Raw genomic sequence first — 18,138 nt, forward strand, 5'->3', positions numbered from 1 at the left:
AATCTAACAATTATATTTGTTATTATCTCACTCTTTAGAATATAGTATAATTATCGCTAATCATAATTTAAGCTTTTTCTTCATTATTATAAACTTATATATAAAGTATCTATTTTTTATTTTCATACAGTTCATCATGTAATTTATTTGTTATTCCAACTAATTCATCATGTGAAGTATTAATTTTATCATATAATTCATCATGTAAAACATTTATCCTCTCATACAATTCGTCGTGTAATTGATTCATTGCTAAATATAATTCATCATGTAATTGATTAATCTTAAAGAAAACTTCTTGATGAAACTCTTCCATTTCTAGTCTTCTTTCGAGTAACCAGTCTATTTCCTCTAATTTAGACTGCAAATTCCATGAATTGATATATTCCATTTGATATATTTCCTGCTTCTCTTTACACTTTGAAAGATTGCACTTATCTATATAATCTTTTACTCTCTTAAAATACAAATCATTTAATTTCACCGCTTCTTCTAAAGCGCCTTCATATATGTTTGCCTTCTTTGAACTTTCTTCTATCTTTTTTTGGGTAAGGATTTCACCTTGTCCAATAGAAATAAACTCTGGTTTACATTTAAAATAATCAAATTTAGTACTCCACTTTCCTATCACAATGGTTTTTTTATTTAATAAAATTGACCAGTATGCACAATGATATGTATTAGTAATAATAACCTCTGAACTTTTTATATATCGAACAATATTATCTAAAGTTTCAGAATTTTTGATTCTATCTTTTAGCCAGTCAATTCCCTGTATCGGAAGATCCTTATGTTCAATCACTCCATATTTCCTAATCTTTTTTCCATCTATATATCCATTTATCTTTCCCACTGCAATAGCTGATGGGCATGGAAGATACTCAATTTTAGAAGGGTGATTATAATCCCTTATACTAACCATCTTAAACCGCTCCATCCGAATATCAGGGAACGTTTCTCCTTGAAACCATCTTCCAGCATGTGTATTAAAACCTGCACTCCAAACAATTACATTATGACAGCATTCTAAGACTTTATTTATTGCATTGTTAAATGACTTTGTTACATTAAAGAGTCCACTTCCACCTAAAATCACAATATCATCTATATTAATCTCATAATATTTAATAGAATCTATATCATGTCTCATCAAATTAAATTGCTTAAAATATTCATAATAATAGTTAAGCGGGCAACATTCTCTGTCGCCCGCATTTTCCAAATCGATCCTATTTATAAAATGTATTTTTCCATACTTCAATTATTTTTCCTCTTTTCTTATAGAATCCATATAGGATTTTATGTTTTTCATCACAATTTCAGGTGTCACTTTATACATACATTCGGGTTCTGATAGTCCCTTATAACATTCAAATGCCCACTCTGGATGTGTTCCCATACAATTATTACATCCTTCATACACCATATTAATATTTTGTGGATATTCATAAAAATGCTTTGGTGTTGGTCCGAATACAACCGCACATTTTGTATCCAACTGTGTTGCTAAATGAACTAATCCCCCCTCACAATCCAAATGTAATATAGAACCTTTTAAGATCCATTTAGTCACTTCCAAACTTTCCCCCAATATATATTTATCAACTCCACGAATTTTGGCATTTCCAGAAGCTCCAACTTGAACAATTTCTATATCTGGATACTGATTTTTAAACAACACAACAAAATCATTATAATGTTCTAATGGCCATACCTTTGTTTGCATTTTACTCCGTCCCATGCTATCAGCACCACGGTTTAATGTAATATATTTCTTCTCGTTTAACCCAAGTTCTTGTAATCTTTTCTTGTACTCTTCACGCATAGGTATCCATGTCTTTTGATCCTCAATTTTGAATATTCCTTCATGGCTCAATTCTGTCCAGCGATTAATACCTTTAATTTCACAGCGTCTAAAATGTATATTTTCTCGAAACCATTGCTGTTCTACATCCGGATAATACGTGCGATAACCATGTCCCAATTTGTTTAATTTATCCATGAATATCGGGTTGATTTTTGCTATTTTATTTGCGTTCTGTTTTTCTATATGTATAAAATGTTCCACTTTCAAAGCCAAATCATATTTCCACATTTGAGAATAAAACGTATTAATTGGAAAAATTTCAACTTTTTCTCTACCTTCATATACTGCCTTTCCAAATGTAACATTTTCACAATATACATCTATTTTGCATGGAACTATTTGGGAAATTTCATCCAAAAGTTTAGAACTAATAATGTAATCTCCAAATCCTCCTGTTGGATAAAAAGATATGTAAAGAATATCATCCTTTTTTCCATTTTGTGAAATAAGTTCATCTTCTATCGATTCCACCATATTACGCATCAAATGTGAATGTGTAAACAAAAATTTACTATCTATTAATCTATTTTTTATCTTTCGTATTTTTTCTTTTATCCTCATACTATTTTTTTAAACCTTCTTTTATTTTTTTTATAATTTCTTCTGTCCCATTCATAGCAATGCATTTAGGAACTCCATTTATTCCACATTCCGGATTAAACCGGTTTATATTTTCTATACCACAACCCAAACACGGTTGAGCAGATACTATATCTACAGGCATACATTCCCCTATTCTTTTTTCTTCCACTTTATACGGAAAAAATCTTCCTCTATTCCATCCTGCTGCCAATACTACACACGGTGTATTACACGCAGTTGCAATATGAGCTCCCCCCGTATCATTAGAGAGAACAATTGATGCATACCTTACTAATTCAATACATTCTTCTAAAGATGTCTCTCCCATCCGATTAATACAACGGTGATTCAATTTTTTATCTTCCGCCAACATTTTACATTCTAGTTCCTTTACAATTTGATCTCCTACATTTCTATATTTTACACTTCCAAGAATAAGACATTCGTCTATGCTTTCGTTTAGCATATTTTGGATTACAATCGAAAAATTTTTATAATTCCACATCTGTATCGGTGCATCTGCATCTGGAAATATGATTGCATATTTTCCTTTTGGTAATTTCACATTGCACGGAATTTTGGGAAGTTGTGGAAGTCTCGCTTTAAATTCTTTTTCTCCTAATCCTCTTATAAATTCTGCGTTTTTTATCAATTCCATTTGTTTCAGATCACATTCAATTACTTTGTCATAAATTAAATCTGAGCGGCTTAATTGCTTTTTACCCATTTCCGAAAAATCACTTTTTTGTGCTATTCTCTTATTTGTTCGAATTGCAAGTACAAACAAATCAGACAGTAATGAACGAGAAGGATTTGAATTAATAACAATATCTCCTTTTAAATGACAGGCTTTTTGTATTGTCCTAATTCGCTTTAAACCTTCTGTATCAAAACAAATCACCTTATCAAAATATCCTGTTGCTTCTGCGATCTTTTTAACATTTTTATACTTGTACGTCAAAAAAACAATTTTATGCTTTGGAAATATTTTTTTAAACTCTTTTGCAGAATCTAACCACAAGCAGAAATCTCCTATATGTGCAAAACGAATCACATATACATAATTGCTCTTTATATATTTTTTCCTTAATGCTCTTAAACGCAGTATTTGAAATAAAACTTCATTTAATCCTTTTGAGAAATTTCTTTTTAAAGATTCTTTCATTTGTCTGCCTACTTTCTGCCTTGATATAGGCCTATTTACAATCCGAGTTCTTTAAGTGCGATCTCAACAACATCCATGCAATGTTCTTTTGATATAAGTTCTATACATCGATATACTCCTTTGGTTCCAAACGGATAACGACAAGGAACATCTTTCATTGCATTGCATCCCTGGCAGGACATTCCTGCATCTACCACCCATAAAGGAAGACTTTCCCCTTTCTCTGCTTTATACGGAAAAAAACGACCCAACTCATTATCGCCCATCAATACAATCGATGGAATATGGCATGCTGCTGCCATATGCATAGCGCCTGTATCATTACCAATTGCCATTTGCCCTTTATTTAACAATGTAATAGTATCTGGCAGCGTCTTCCTACCTGCCAGATTTTCTGCCTGTCCTTTCAGTTCCATTTGTTCCATTACATCACTTAACTGTTCAAAATCTTCTTTTCCACCGCATAATTTGCAGCTCCATCCTGTTCTGCGAATAATTTTGTCTAACACATATGCATATTTCTCGGCTTCCCATATTTTTGTAGGTCCAGAAGCAGCTGGAAAGCAAACAAAATAGTTTTCTTTATTTTCATATAATTGCCGCATATCTGGATACCCAACCTTAAAATCTATCCATCCTAATCCACGTATTAACTCACCACACCGTATCAGTTCATGCTTTATTCCTCCGCTTGTCGGAATAATTTGATCATATCCCCTATTTGTCCAAGTCAACTGTCGTGCCGAAAGAAATTTTGCATTCGTATCCAAAGTGATTCTTTTTCCAGCTTTACATGCAAATAATAAAATATCTGTAAATGCTACTCTCGAATATGCCGGCTGTATTACTTCATCAAATTCCAACTTCATCATCCGTTTGAATTCAAAAAACCGTGTGTAATTATGGATATCAATATTAAAAACTTCATCGAAATATTGAGGCATTGACTCTGCAAAATGTTTTGTAGGTTTAATAGAGTCTAACATCAAAACAATCTTTTTTTCAGGATATAGCTGCCGAAATGCCTTAGCACAACTCAACCATATAATAAAATCTCCAAGCCCATCTGTTCTTGCCAGAAGTATCTTTCCTGTTGTCTTAGACGGTCTTCTATATTTTGCTGTTTTACTGTAGTACCACAATAGAATCATTTCCAATTGATGTGCCAACACTGGTTTAAATTTTTTTATTAATTTAGGAAGCTTCATTATATTTTCTTGCCCCATCAAAATCCTTATTTTTGTAGTATTCACATACAATATCGGTTTTCCCCATTGAAACCATATTTCCATGATCTAACCATAGCACCCGATTACAAAGTTTTTCTATCTGCTCAATACTATGAGACACGATTAAAACCGTTGTCCCACCGTCCATCAGTTCTTGAATTCTCTTCTCGCATTTTTCCTGAAAACTTCTATCCCCAACAGAAAGGATCTCATCCACAATTAAGATATCCGGTTTTACCAATGTCGCAATTGCAAATCCAAGTCGAGCGACCATACCGGATGAATAGTTTTTAATTGGAACATCCATAAAATCTCTTAATTCAGAAAATTCTATGATTTCCTCCTGTTTTGATTCAATAAATTTCTTTGAATATCCAAGAGTCAATCCATTTAATAATATGTTTTCCTTGGCTGTTAATTCAATATCAAAACCTGCTCCCAGTTCAATTAATGGTGAAATTGATCCATTTACAGTTACTGTTCCTTCCGTTGGACTTAATATACCAGAAATAATTTTTAACGTAGTACTTTTTCCACTTCCATTGTCCCCAATGAGGCCAAATACCTCTCCTTTTTTCACTTTAAAACTTACATTCTTTAATGCTATAAAGGAATCTATTTGTAATTTTCTTTTCATTTTTTTGATAAAAAATTCTTTTACGTTGTCCGTTCTTTCCCTCTCAAGATTAAACTGCATAGTAACATTTTTTATTTCAATTGCATTCGAATCCACGTATTGTTCCTCCAGCCATTTTATAAGTATAAAATCAAGTTCTTCTGTTTCTTTCTAAACACATATACACCCAAACATAATGCTCCAACTGCAAATAGTATACATATCAAGTGTCGGCGCCATGTAGGAAATACTCCATACAAAACAATCTCTCTAAAACACTGTAGCATCTGATACAATGGATTCCATCTCATAATACTCATTGCAAATCCCGACAACTGCGCTGTAGGATAAAAAATAGGTGTAAAATACATCCATGCAGTAATAAAAATCCCCCAAAGATAATATACATCTCTAAAATAAGTAGACATTATAGAAAGCAGTAATCCCAATCCAATCGAAAACACAAGAATGTATAACAGCGGAAGTGGAAACAATAAGATAGTCCAAGTAATTTTCACTCTCGTCAAAATCATAATGATAACAATCGCCAATAATGAGAATAAAAATGTTACAAAACTTGATAAAATCCTTGATACCGGAAATACCTGTTTCGGTAAATATACTTTTTTAATCAGAGAGGCACTATTAGTAATAGAAGTCATCGCCATGTTGGTTGCTTCCTGAAAAAAGTTAAATAGTGTTTGACCAGTAATCAGATATACGGGATAATTTTCAATATCAAATCGGAACACATATGAAAACACTGTTGAAACAACCATCATCATTAATAACGGATTTAACAAGCTCCATAAATATCCCAGAACGGATTTTCTATACTTTACTCTTAGATCTCTCTTTATCAATTCTTGCAGCAATTCTCTATAATTATATAATTCACTCAAAAATTCTTTCATGCTATTTTCCTTTATTTTGTTTTAACCATTCAATCTGCCATTTCCACAAGCGCTCTGGCAACCACAATGTCATAATTTCAAACATTGTGGTTTTTAGGTTAATATTTATACCTGTTCTCAACATATCAAACATTCTACTCCATTTTCCTTGTGCATACTCTTCTCGACTTTTTACCCATTTCAAAACATTCTCGATTTCAGCTTTGTATTCTTCAGGTAATTGTTTTTTTAAAAGCATTTCATATCTTGCTCTCAATGGAAGTATTCTGTTTTTAATATAACTTTTTTTATCATTTGCGTCCTTTAAAAAACCCGTCTGATTGTCTCCATGAATACGATATTGCATTAATGCCTTATCCACAAAACAAATTCTTCCCTGTATTGATGCATACAGAGCCAAATAGTGATCGTGGTACATATTTTTGCAAAATGGCAATGAATTCCTTGCACTATCTGAGCTTATCAACATCGTACATCCCCAGAAACAATTACGAATTAAAAGCTCTTTCCATATTGTATTATTCTCAATTTTTTCTTTTTCTGCATCTGTAATGCACATATATGATTTTGTCAGTATTTTTCCCACTGTGTCTATCGCGTCCGCATTGCAGCATACCATACATGCCTTATTACTTTTTAGATATTCCAGTTCTTTATACAACTTATCTTTGTTCCATATATCATCTTGATCACAGTATGCAAAATAATCCCCATCTGCTTCTAACGTCAAACGTTCAAATGTTTTTGTACTGCCTTTATTTTCAATATTTGATATTAGTTTCCACTGAATATTATCAACATATTTATTTATAAATTCTTCTAATTCTTTTTCACTTATATCCGGTGATGCATCATTACAAATTAGTAATTTAACCTTCGGATATGTTTGTTGGTTTAAAGAGCTAAGTTGCTCTTTAAACCATTCCTTATCCGGATTGTATACCGCCATCAAAATTGTAATCTGATCCATTATACGGCTCTTTAGCTCCTTAATATGTCTTATAATCCTGAGCCAGATAATTCACTACATAATCTCTGCATCCTTCTTCAAGACTATAAAATTTTTCTTGATATCCCGCATCCCTTAATTTCTGCATATCCGCCTGTGTATAATACTGATATTTTGCACGAAGGCTTTCGGGCATATCAACAAACTTAATATTCGGTTCTAAGCCAAGAGCTGTAAATGTTGCTTTTGCAAGATCATAAAAACTGCGGGCGGTTCCCGTTCCCAGATTGAATAATCCATTGACTGCTGGATTTTCAATCATAAATTTTACAACTTTGCAAATATCCTTAACATAGACAAAATCTCGCAACTGCTGTCCATCTTCATAATCCGGTCGATAAGATTTAAATAAACCCATCTCACCTGTTTCCTTGATTTTGTTAAATGTATGGAAAATTACACTTGCCATGCTTCCCTTAAAATATTCATTCGGTCCATATACATTAAAATATTTAAAGCCGACATACTGTTTAGGACGTAGTACTTGTTCTCTTTCCCAAAGATCAAACAATTGTTTTGAATAACCATATCCATTTAATGGACGAAGCGCACATATATCCTTTTTATCGTCAAACCCATTTTCACCTGCGCCATATGTGGCTGCACTGCTTGCATTTATCATAGAAATTTGATTTTTAACACAAAATTTCCATATCATTTTTGTAAATTCGAAGTTATTATGATACAAAAAATCAAAGTCTTTCTCTGTTGTTGCAGAGCACGCTCCCATATGAATTACATGTGTAACTTTTCCATCAAAAGTATCAAGCTGCTGTAAAAACTTATCTCGCGGAATATAGGTTGTGTACTTTTTATTTACCATATTTTTCCATTTATCACTCGTTGAAATATGATCCACAATAATGATATCTTCTATTCCCATATCATTTAATGTTCTTACAAGGCAACTTCCAATAAAACCTGCTCCACCAGTAACAATTACACTCATTCGAATTCTCCTTTTTATAAATTGATTAGTTATACAATTTTCTTATTTTTTCTATAATATTAGTAGTCGATAACCCTTCTTCAAGATTAATAAAAGAAACCTTACCTCCATGGCTTTCAACCACATCCTGACCGGCTACTTCCTTGCCTTCCCAATCTTTCCCCTTAACAAGAACATCTGGAAGTATTTTCTCTATTAATTTCTGAGGTGTATCATCATCAAATATAACGAGATAGTCAATCATCCCAAGTGCACTTAGAAGTTTTGCACGATTCATTTGTGTAACTATCGGTCGTTTATCTCCTTTTATGCGCTTAATCGATGCGTCACTATTTATTCCTACAATTAATACATCCCCCTTGGCTTTCGCTTGGACAAAAGATGATATATGACCTGCGTGAACCAGATCAAAGCATCCATTCGTAAAGACTATCTTTTTCCCTTTTTTCTTGAGTTGAGATACTATTTCTTCTATCTCATCACTTGAAACTAGCTTTGAACGTTCTCCATCTTTACTAGCAGCTTTTATTTCCTGTACTGTAGTTGTTGCTGACCCAAATTTTGATACCACGATAGATGCCGCCTCATTCGCTAATATACAAGCATCCTCTCGGCTCATACCCGCTGCAATCGCTAGCGAATATGTAGATATAACCGTGTCTCCAGCACCCGTAACGTCTATAACCTCTCTAGCAACTGTTGGAAAATCCTGTTTTCCTGCCACTTCATCAACCAAAGACATTCCTTTTTCAGAACGAGTAACTAGAAGATATTCTAAACTAATTTTCTTGCAAATCTTCACCGCTTCTTGAGCAATTTCTTCCTCGGTTAAGTTCTCTCCGCAACCTGCAACCTGACAAAATTCAGACATATTCGGTGTACAAGTTGTTGCTCCTGTATATTTTTTGTAATCACTACCCTTTGGATCTACGATAACCGGAATATCTTCTTCCCGTGCTTTCCGGATCAATGTTTGAGCTGTATCGCATGTTACATTGCCTTTTCCATAATCAGAAATGATAACAATATCAATTCCTTCAAATACTTTCTCAATATTTTGTTCCAAATAATCTACATATGCTCTGTCTACATCTTTTACAATTTCCTCATCGTATCTAAGAAACTGTTGTCCTTTCGCAGACACTCTTGTCTTAACAATTGTCCGTTCATTCTCATTCTGCCAGGCAAAACGGGTATCAACTCCTTTTTCATTCATTCTATGAATCAGATAGTCACCATCTACATCTTTTCCAACACAGCTGATAATACGAGCGGTCGCTCCAAGCGCAACAATATTATTAATTACATTTCCTGCACCGCCTAAATGGACATCTTTTTTCTTTACATTTATAACCGGAACAGGTGCTTCTGGCGATATTCTTTTTACGCTTCCGATAATATACTTATCCAGCATAAAATCTCCCAAAACTAAAACTTTTAATTTTTTAAAAACGTCTAATTTTCTGTAATCCATATATGTCTCCGCTCTATTTATTTTTCATTAAAAAAATCCGCCTCAAGCATTGCACATAAGCAATGATAGATCGGCAGATGAAACTCTTGTATTTTAAAGGTTTCTATTTCCGGTACCTTGATCGTCACGTCACAGTACTCCTTCATTTTTCCACCGCTTGCTCCTGTCAAGCCAATAGTTTTGATCCCTTTTACCTTTGCTACCTGGAGTGCTTTAATAATATTTTTTGAATTTCCAGATGTACTGATTCCTAAAAAAACATCCCCCTTATTTCCATATCCATAAAGCATCTGCGCAAATGTAAGCGTAGGATCTACATCATTTATAAATGCTGTGGACAATGCCGGCATTGAAGTCAAGGGAATAGCGCGTAGTGTTCCTTCTAATTTAGATGCTAATTCGTCACCCTCTTCACCATATAATTCTTTAAATTTTTCTTCATCCTGAGCAGATATTCTGCGATTAAAAAGAAATGATTTCATTAACTCGCCAACAATATGCTCTGAATCTGCGGCACTCCCTCCATTTCCAGCAGTTAAAAGCGTGCCCCCTTCTTTATATGTTGTTTTTAGCAAATGATAGCTTTCTATTATATCCTTCTTACATACTTCCAATTGAGGATATCTCAGAAATAATTCATTAAAAATCTGCTCTGAAGTCATCGTTTTTCGTTTCATTCTTTTACTCCTTCCGTACTCTCCTTCATCAGCATAATCTTCGGCGTCATGATAATCAGCTTCAGATCCTCCAGCACTGAATAGTTCCGAATATACGTCAAATCCAGTTTCAGCTTGTCATAAGGGGTTGTGTTATATTTTCCATACACCTGCGCGTAACCGGTCAGGCCTGCTTTGACCTGCAGGCGGAATGAAAATTCCGGTATCTCTTTTTCCAATTCGGCCGCCAGCTCCGGACGTTCCGGGCGCGGACCTACGATGGACATATCGCCTTTTAAGATATTGTAGATCTGCGGCAGTTCATCCAGGCGGGTTGCCCGAAGCACCCTGCCGATCGGCAGGATTCTCGGATCATCCTCGCTTGCCAGCCGTGCCTTTCCATCTGCTTCCGCATTCTGCACCATGGTACGAAATTTATATATCTGGAATTTCTTTCCGTTTTTTGTAAGGCGCGTCTGCTGGTAAATCACCGGACCGCCGTCGGTCATCTTAATACAGATTCCTACAATCAAAAAAATCGGAATCGTAATTACGATTCCGATGAGTGATCCGACGATGTCGATGATCCGTTTCATAATTTCCTGCTCTATCTGCAGTCCCTGATTATTCCGCGACAGAAGCAGCGGCGAATCAAACAGATTCAGTTCCACCGAGCTGCGAAGCAGAATGTCTGATATTTTCGGGACGCTGTATGTCCGGATATTCTGGCCGAAACAATATTTGATGATATAGTTTCGCTCATGCGCCGGTATATCTCCGACAATCACACTGTCGTATTTGGCGATCTCCGCTTTGATGCGTTCCGGTCCTTCGTGGTAGCTGACAATCTGGCTGATTATGTATTTATCTTCCCGCGCATTCATTTTTTCAATCAAATGATAATCCGAGTGATCGCCGGAGATCAGCAGCAGCTCTCTCGGCGGGAACATGCCCCGGTACAGCCAGAGAAATGTCATCGTCCACGCGAGGATGATGACAACCGCCCCTATCAGATTGACCACCAGTGGCGCCGGTGTCGTGAATTTCTTATCCTGCACGCTGATCTGGAAATACGTGATAATATTGGTAAATACCACCGCCAATATCTGCGAGTAGATCAGATTACCCCGTTTCAGGAGCGCTATCTTAAATCCACCGTACAGCTGCATAAAGAAAATAAGCAGGAGTCCATAGATGAATATCATCATCCAGTTACCCCTGCGGAAGAACGGCGCCCAGATAATCTTGTTGTACCAGTTGATCCAGATGACGCCATAGAGTCCTGTCAGAAGCGCAACCAATATCAGGGCAAATCCCAGCTTGATCAGGCGCTTGTATTGCTCAAATTGATTCATGCTTTTGTGTTTTGGTTCCTTTCTTTTACTTATCTTCCGGCAGACAGATTCCCAGTTCTATCCTGCGCTTTTCTCCCAGAAGCTCAACCTCGACCGTCACGATCCGCTTACGGATGCGCTTGCGTACAATCTTGTCCAGGAAGAAGGATAATGGTCCCTGGGCGGTTAGGATGTTGCCGTCTTCGTCAAGGGTGACAAAGGAGCGGCGGACAAGACATTCATCCAACTCCATCATCTGGCAGAGCAGTTTCTTCTCTTCCTCCCGGATCGCCCAGAATTCACAGTCTGTCCGCAGGAGTTTGGAAAGCTTCGGGACCCGCTTTAACGCCAGAAAGAATTCCTCCGGCGTGTCGGTGTCCGCGATAACATAGGATGGAAAGAGCGGTTTCTGGTATTCCAAAAGTTCCCCGGCATTGCGCCAGACGCATTCCTGCTCAATCACAAAACAGGCGCGGTACCCATTTCCTTTCAAAACGCGTTCGATGCATTCTGTCAGCTCCTGTTCCCTGCCTGTCTGTGTCTGGATCACATACCACATATCGCACTCTCCTTTGCATTTTCTCTGCTTTCAGATACACAATGGGTATGCTTCGCCATCCCGGAGCCGCCTTCTGGCTGCCCGGATACGATCTCGATCCATCCTATGTTCCATCTTTCATCTGACCATGACATTGATCACAGGCAGCTTACTCCACGTGCTTTTGATTCTTATTCTGCGCCTCTTAACGCGCTTTCATGCGTCCGCATAGGCACGCCCTGATTTTAGAGGATTTGTGCCTATGCGAAGTCTAGTTTATTATACTACGGTTTGTGGGGGGATTCAATAGAAGTTTGTGGGAAGGAATGTTTAGGAAATTCTTAAATTAATTTAATAAGATAAAAGCGGAGTTTTCACCCCGCTTTATCTACAGTCTTTGCACCAGGACTGGTTTCTAATTTGACCATTTCCCATTTTACGGAAACCAAATTTGCTGATTGGTTTTGGCTTATTACAATTCGGACAAATACGTACAGGCTCACTTCCATTGTATCCACTTGATTGAATTATTGGTCTATCAACATTAATATTATTTTTCTTATTAGCCGCCATTACAATACTCCTTTTCAACACATAAACTTCTTTTTATATCTTTATTTATATCATTTGCTCTGCCATACGATAAATAAACAGCAATTGCGTTTTCTACCGCTTTATTTAAAGAATCGCCATCTTCTAACGCTTTAAAAGCCAGTTTTTTATGTAATTCTGGCTTAATCCTGACATTAAAAGTGCCTTTATATTCCTTTTCAGGTTCCTTTTCAACTTCACTACAAAATATAAGATAATCGTCAACTGCACAATGAAATTCCTTTTCTACATCCGCAATATTACTTGTTTGAAAATCCACATAATCATTGATTCCTTCAATAACTCCATCAAATCTCCGCTTTTCCCATTTCCCATTCCCCTCTCCCTATGCTACAATACCCTTATCACACCACCCAAAGGAGGCCCCACCCATGATCCCACAAACTCCCGTTAACTGGACCGCATTTAACTACAAATACTCCACCAATCCCCAACACGCCTTCGAATCTCTCACATACTACCTCTTCTGCCATGAGTTCCAGCAGCCCTACGGTATTTTCCGCTACTTCAACCAGCCCCATATTGAGACAAATCCCATTCATGTGGGCGATCGCTATATTGGTTTCCAGTCGAAATACTATGCAGACAGTGTTACCATGTCATCCAAGGAACAAGAACTGATCGACGCTGTCAAGGGAGCTGCACAGAGATATCCGGGTATTACAACACTCTATTTCTATATCAGCCGTGAGTTTTCCCCCAGTTCTAAAAAGGACGATATCAGGCCCTCCTATCAGAAAAAGGTGGAAGCAGCCGCTGAAGAGCTTGGCATTGAACTTATCTGGCGGGGTCCCAGCAATCTGGAAGCGCAGTTGATGCAGGATAAGCAGCTTACCATTTGCCGCAATGTGTTTTTTCAGGTGGACTCTGCCGTACAGACCTGCTGTGAAAATCTTGTAAAACATAAAAGAGAGATATTTGATCACATTCACACCAGCGTAAGATATAGAGAAAACGATATTACTCTGGAACATATCCAACTAGACCTTAACTCGTTTCTAAATTCTGATGCGGTCATTTTGCTCATTGACGGAGCTGCCGGTTCCGGAAAATCGGCTCTGGTAAAACAGCTGACAAATGAACTTACAGGTGACTGCGCGTTCCTTACCTTTAAAAGCACCGATCTGGATGTGAATGATGTACTAAATTTTTTGACGCGTTATGGCGAATTAAATTTGGATGAAGTGATCGATGTATACAAAATGGCTGACACACGTGTGCTCTATATCGATGCAGCCGAAAAGTTTTTTGTTTGTGAATATCAGGAAACGTTTGAGGATATCCTGAACCGCTTTATGGCCGCTGGATGGAAAATCATTCTGACACTCCGAACCGCGTACCGGGATTCTTTTCAAAACTCCCTATTACACGGCAGCAAGGTTCAGACCTATCATGTCGAACCGGTTGACTCTGATAAGCTGTCCACTTTATCCCATACCTATGGTTTTCAGCTGCCACAGGACAAGCGGCTGCTGGATCTGCTCTGTGCGCCTTTCTATCTGGGCTTATATCTGGCTCTGGAAAACCTCGAAGATGAATCGATGCGTTCTTTGAACCGTGAGGCATTTGAGGAAAAAATCTGGAATGATATCATCCGTAACAGCCGGAAGCGGAAGGACAATCTGCCAACCAGAAGGGAAACGGCCCTTATTTCTTTGACCACGAAAATGCTTCGAAATGAGATTTATTATCATGAGATTCTCGCAGAGGATGATTCCGAGGCACTTTCTGAACTGGAAAAAAGCGGCGTGCTGTTCCAAAGCGACGATGCCAGAAGATATTTGCACAGCCATGATGTATTTGAAGAGTTGGTTGTCGGTCATATTTTTACTGAACGCTACCGGCATGGTACCCTGAATGAGCGGTTTTTTGCCGATTTCCACCCTTCTCTCCGCATCCGAAAGCTATTTCGCGGATGGCTGGCTGATTTTGCCGCTGTTCCAACGCATCAGGAGCTTATTTTCCACCTTCTCGACTGCGAACAGATAGAGCGGATATGGAAAGATGAGATTCTCTTAACGGTTATCAGCACGGAATCTTTAAAAGTAGTTTATCAAAAGCTGACACAAAAGATGGCTGCAAACAACTATGAGCTGTTACGAAAACTTGTAATTTTAATCAACACCTGCTGCCGCGCCGCAGAGAACTGGGAGCAATACTGGAGTACTGGAAATCTGATTCCGTTTCGCCTTTCCAAGCCATCCGGCTATGCCTGGCAAGCTTTGTTTGCATTTTTGCTGGAGCAAAAAGAGACTATTCTTTGGGATGAAAGCCTGATCTCTATCATCATCGAGGTACTGGATTCCTGGACCAAACACCTCGCTCATGCTAAATCAGAAAATACCCGCATGGCCGGAGAAATCGGAGTATTTTTGTTTCAAAAAATAGCCAACGACAAGGATCTGCGTTATACCTTTGAAAAAGGGCAGGTAGAAAAGCTGCAGGATGTATTGGTAAATTCTGCATGGATGATTCAGGAACCCTTAAAATCCCTTTTTCAAATGGTAATAGATGAAAAAACCGGCGATGAAAACCATCCCCCGCTTCCCCGTATGTATACGGATCTGGCAAAATGCGCTGTATCGGATATTTATCATTATGGAATGGTTCCAGCTGCAATACCTGAAACCACGCTTCATCTGATGGCAAAATTGTGGGTTCGCTCTAATATGACTCTTCGTACCCATTACGCACATCCTGACGTTGAAGAAGATTTCGGTTTAAATCCTCATCTGGACTTTTGGTATCAAACCGCAAGCGCTTATGCAACACCAATTATCCCATTGCTGCAAACCGAACAAAATCTTGTAACTGATTGGTTAATTGATTTTTGCAATCAAGCTGGTAATTCCTACGCACATTCATCTTTAAATGAGGATTATGGGGAATGTACAAACATTACTATTTATGTAAACGATATACCTGTAGAACAAATTGCATCTGACCGACTCTGGAAAATGTACCGCGGAACTTCGGTTGGTCCAAATCTTCTGATTAGTCTCTTGATGGGGTTTGAAAAATGGCTTCTTATGGTTATCGAGCATTCAGAAACTCTTATTGTTGTTAATTATTGCCGCTATATCCTGCAGAAGTCCCGCAATGTTATGTTAACTTCCGTGATCGTCAGCGCCGCAGAAGCTTATCCAGATAAACTATTTGAGATTGTCTGTGAGCTTCTGCGTACAAAAGAACTATTTCATCTGGATTCATACCGCTTTACCGCCGAATCCTCAGCTTCCTTTTTGTTGACCGGAAAAGATCTTCTTGAAAAAGAACGGCTAGAAAGTAACCGGCTTCCTTTCAGGAAAAAACGTCTGGAAGAAGTTATTTTATCGTATCAAACAAATTCCAGCGGTCTTTCAACAGAAGCCTTCAATTTCCGAAAACAAACACTTTATCAAGCGATTGACCGAGCGACTGCCGATATCGATACCTGGTCATCCAATGACAAATTTGCCTATTACCGGATGGATTTACGACATTATCAGGAAATTGTTGATGTTCGGGAAAATGAGCACGGGCAGACACTCTGTACGGTTCTCCCTGATTTTACAGAAGACATGAAAGCATTAAGCCAGAAGAGCGCCGCCGCCTATGAACCTCATCTGAAATATATGGATTTACAGTTATGGAGCGATTATAAATTCCACCATGATGTTAAATTCCGGGAATATAAAAAGTATGAGAATGTCCGCACCATTTGCTCAGAGCTGAACGAAATCTGGGCATATATGGACGCTGAAGTTCGCAATGAGGAACTCTCTTCCGACGATATATCTGTGATCGTGGACCGCTTTACCGCGATCGCATCTTACACCAGTGCTGTTTTACTTCGGGATTTTAAGGAAACATTGTCACATGAAGATCGGACATTATGCGAATGTATCATTTTCTCTATTGCTGATTTATTTGCACACGCTTCTCACTTTGAAATCGTTCAGGCTGGAAATGGAATCGATGCGATTGCCGTTGGACTGGTTCTTTTAAGCAATGAAGATAATATAAAAGCCATAAATGACGAAAATCCTCTGTGCCTGCTTCTTAAATTGGCACTGAATGACTGGAGTTACAACAGCCGTATCGTGAACGGAATCGCGTCAACCATCTGGGTGCACAGCCAGAATGCTGCATGGCATTTCCTGTATCTGTTTTCACTCCTCGCCGATTCTTATGAAGACGCGCTTTTGAAAAATGAGTCATTTTCCAGCGATGACTTTTTCAAGCGGAATGAGGATGTGATTGCCCGTGCGCTTGCGAAAGACTCAGTTGATATAACCGACTTTGATTTTTCCAAGCTCCAGAATATAACAATTTTCACGCTTCTTTCCTTGATCTCTCCCCAAGCAGCAGAGGCATTTAAATTCGCGGATGCAACGAAAGATCTTGTCATGGAACTTGTTTTTACAGATAACAGGGATTTGCGCACCGAACGCAGGGAACTTTCTGGATATACATTAAACTATGTTTCCTGGCTGGCAGATGTTCTGCTCCATTGTGAGCAGGCAGAACAGGCAGGTCTGATCGATGCATTTTTCAAATCTGCAGATTTGATTCGGAATGATAACTCAAAATATCTGATTACCGAACTTATTCGAATTCAAGATATCTGTGGAAAAACGGATGCTTTCTGGAATATATGGGAATTACTGAAACCTTACCTTCTTGCATTAAGCAGCAAACCACAGGTTTCTTTTGATGACCGCCATCCGTATGGACTGGACAAAGTGATTATCAGCTATTTATTTGGCAATTCTCCCTGGAGATCCGGCGTTCACCGATGCGCCTTCCTTCCAGAAGGAAAAGCGGCTTTCTTTGACGATTTTATCGACAAATCAGGAAGTCTCAAATCCCTGTTCTATGCGATTTCCCGGCTGCTCTATACCGTTGGGCGGGAACCTTATCTTGAAAACGGAATCGACTGGATGTATAAACTGGTCACGCGTGATCCTGACTGCCGGTTACCGCTTTATCAGCAAACCTTGTATTATATGGAAGAGTACGTCGGTCTTTTTGTATCACGTCATCGCATGGATTTCAGGAACGATGTGGAACTGGCTTTGAAGACTCAGACGGTGCTGGAGTATATGGTAAATCGGGGATCGCAGATTGCTTTTTTCTTGCGGGAGTTGATTTAAAATAAAGGGTACAAAGGCAAAATTCTACATTTACTTAGAAATACATATCGGACTGATA

General features: G+C 37.9%; 14 protein-coding genes. 1 reads left to right on the top strand and 13 read right to left on the bottom strand.

Annotation, left to right across the window (positions count from 1 at the left end; translation table 11 throughout):
• Nucleotides 1-109: 109 nt before the first annotated feature.
• From DW931_RS09610 to DW931_RS09675, 13 genes are all read right to left on the bottom strand, one after another.
• Nucleotides 110-1,261: a polysaccharide pyruvyl transferase family protein gene (locus DW931_RS09610; RefSeq protein ID WP_118626954.1), complete on the bottom strand. Its 1,152-nt coding sequence runs from the start codon at nucleotides 1,259-1,261 to the stop codon at nucleotides 110-112.
• Nucleotides 1,262-2,428 carry a glycosyltransferase family 9 protein gene (locus DW931_RS09615; protein ID WP_118626955.1) on the bottom strand — a complete coding sequence of 389 codons (1,167 nt, stop codon included), beginning with the start codon at nucleotides 2,426-2,428 and terminating at the stop codon, nucleotides 1,262-1,264.
• A 1-nt stretch (nucleotide 2,429) separates the two neighbouring features.
• Nucleotides 2,430-3,614: a glycosyltransferase family 9 protein gene (locus DW931_RS09620; protein WP_117796551.1), complete on the bottom strand. Its 1,185-nt coding sequence runs from the start codon at nucleotides 3,612-3,614 to the stop codon at nucleotides 2,430-2,432.
• Between the two features lie 35 nt (nucleotides 3,615-3,649).
• On the bottom strand, nucleotides 3,650-4,840 hold the full coding sequence (locus DW931_RS09625; RefSeq protein WP_207664447.1) for a glycosyltransferase family 9 protein: 1,191 nt from the start codon (nucleotides 4,838-4,840) through the stop codon (nucleotides 3,650-3,652).
• The gene (locus DW931_RS09630; RefSeq protein ID WP_117796588.1) at nucleotides 4,809-5,540 is read right to left on the bottom strand and encodes an ABC transporter ATP-binding protein; all 732 of its coding nucleotides are present in this window, start codon (nucleotides 5,538-5,540) and stop codon (nucleotides 4,809-4,811) included. The genes DW931_RS09625 and DW931_RS09630 overlap by 32 nt, the downstream gene beginning before the upstream one ends.
• A 56-nt stretch (nucleotides 5,541-5,596) precedes the next feature.
• On the bottom strand, nucleotides 5,597-6,373 hold the full coding sequence (locus DW931_RS09635; protein ID WP_117796553.1) for an ABC transporter permease: 777 nt from the start codon (nucleotides 6,371-6,373) through the stop codon (nucleotides 5,597-5,599).
• A 1-nt stretch (nucleotide 6,374) separates the two neighbouring features.
• Entirely contained in the window at nucleotides 6,375-7,343 is a 969-nt protein-coding gene (locus tag DW931_RS09640) for a glycosyltransferase (RefSeq protein WP_117796554.1), read from the bottom strand.
• Between the two features lie 19 nt (nucleotides 7,344-7,362).
• Nucleotides 7,363-8,331 carry an ADP-glyceromanno-heptose 6-epimerase gene (gene rfaD, locus DW931_RS09645; protein WP_117796555.1) on the bottom strand — a complete coding sequence of 323 codons (969 nt, stop codon included), beginning with the start codon at nucleotides 8,329-8,331 and terminating at the stop codon, nucleotides 7,363-7,365.
• Nucleotides 8,332-8,356: 25 nt separating this feature from the next.
• Nucleotides 8,357-9,805 carry a bifunctional D-glycero-beta-D-manno-heptose-7-phosphate kinase/D-glycero-beta-D-manno-heptose 1-phosphate adenylyltransferase HldE gene (hldE, locus tag DW931_RS09650; protein ID WP_118482503.1) on the bottom strand — a complete coding sequence of 483 codons (1,449 nt, stop codon included), beginning with the start codon at nucleotides 9,803-9,805 and terminating at the stop codon, nucleotides 8,357-8,359.
• A gap of 17 nt (nucleotides 9,806-9,822) precedes the next feature.
• Nucleotides 9,823-10,482, bottom strand: a complete 660-nt coding sequence (locus DW931_RS09655) for an SIS domain-containing protein (RefSeq protein ID WP_117796557.1) — start codon at nucleotides 10,480-10,482, stop codon at nucleotides 9,823-9,825.
• The gene (locus tag DW931_RS09660) at nucleotides 10,479-11,816 is read right to left on the bottom strand and encodes an exopolysaccharide biosynthesis polyprenyl glycosylphosphotransferase (protein ID WP_118482502.1); all 1,338 of its coding nucleotides are present in this window, start codon (nucleotides 11,814-11,816) and stop codon (nucleotides 10,479-10,481) included. The genes DW931_RS09655 and DW931_RS09660 overlap by 4 nt, the downstream gene beginning before the upstream one ends.
• A gap of 25 nt (nucleotides 11,817-11,841) precedes the next feature.
• On the bottom strand, nucleotides 11,842-12,354 hold the full coding sequence (locus DW931_RS09665) for a transcription termination/antitermination NusG family protein (protein ID WP_118482501.1): 513 nt from the start codon (nucleotides 12,352-12,354) through the stop codon (nucleotides 11,842-11,844).
• Between the two features lie 541 nt (nucleotides 12,355-12,895).
• Entirely contained in the window at nucleotides 12,896-13,204 is a 309-nt protein-coding gene (locus DW931_RS09675) for a type II toxin-antitoxin system HicB family antitoxin (protein ID WP_243015365.1), read from the bottom strand.
• Nucleotides 13,205-14,495: 1,291 nt separating this feature from the next.
• On the opposite strand from DW931_RS09675, the gene DW931_RS09685 reads away from it, so the two are divergent.
• The gene (locus tag DW931_RS09685; RefSeq protein ID WP_147353586.1) at nucleotides 14,496-18,080 is read left to right on the top strand and encodes a hypothetical protein; all 3,585 of its coding nucleotides are present in this window, start codon (nucleotides 14,496-14,498) and stop codon (nucleotides 18,078-18,080) included.
• Nucleotides 18,081-18,138: the final 58 nt, after the last annotated feature.

Origin of the sequence: Clostridium sp. AM43-3BH (assembly GCF_003479985.1) — a bacterium.
GTDB lineage: Bacteria > Bacillota > Clostridia > Lachnospirales > Lachnospiraceae > Otoolea > Otoolea fessa.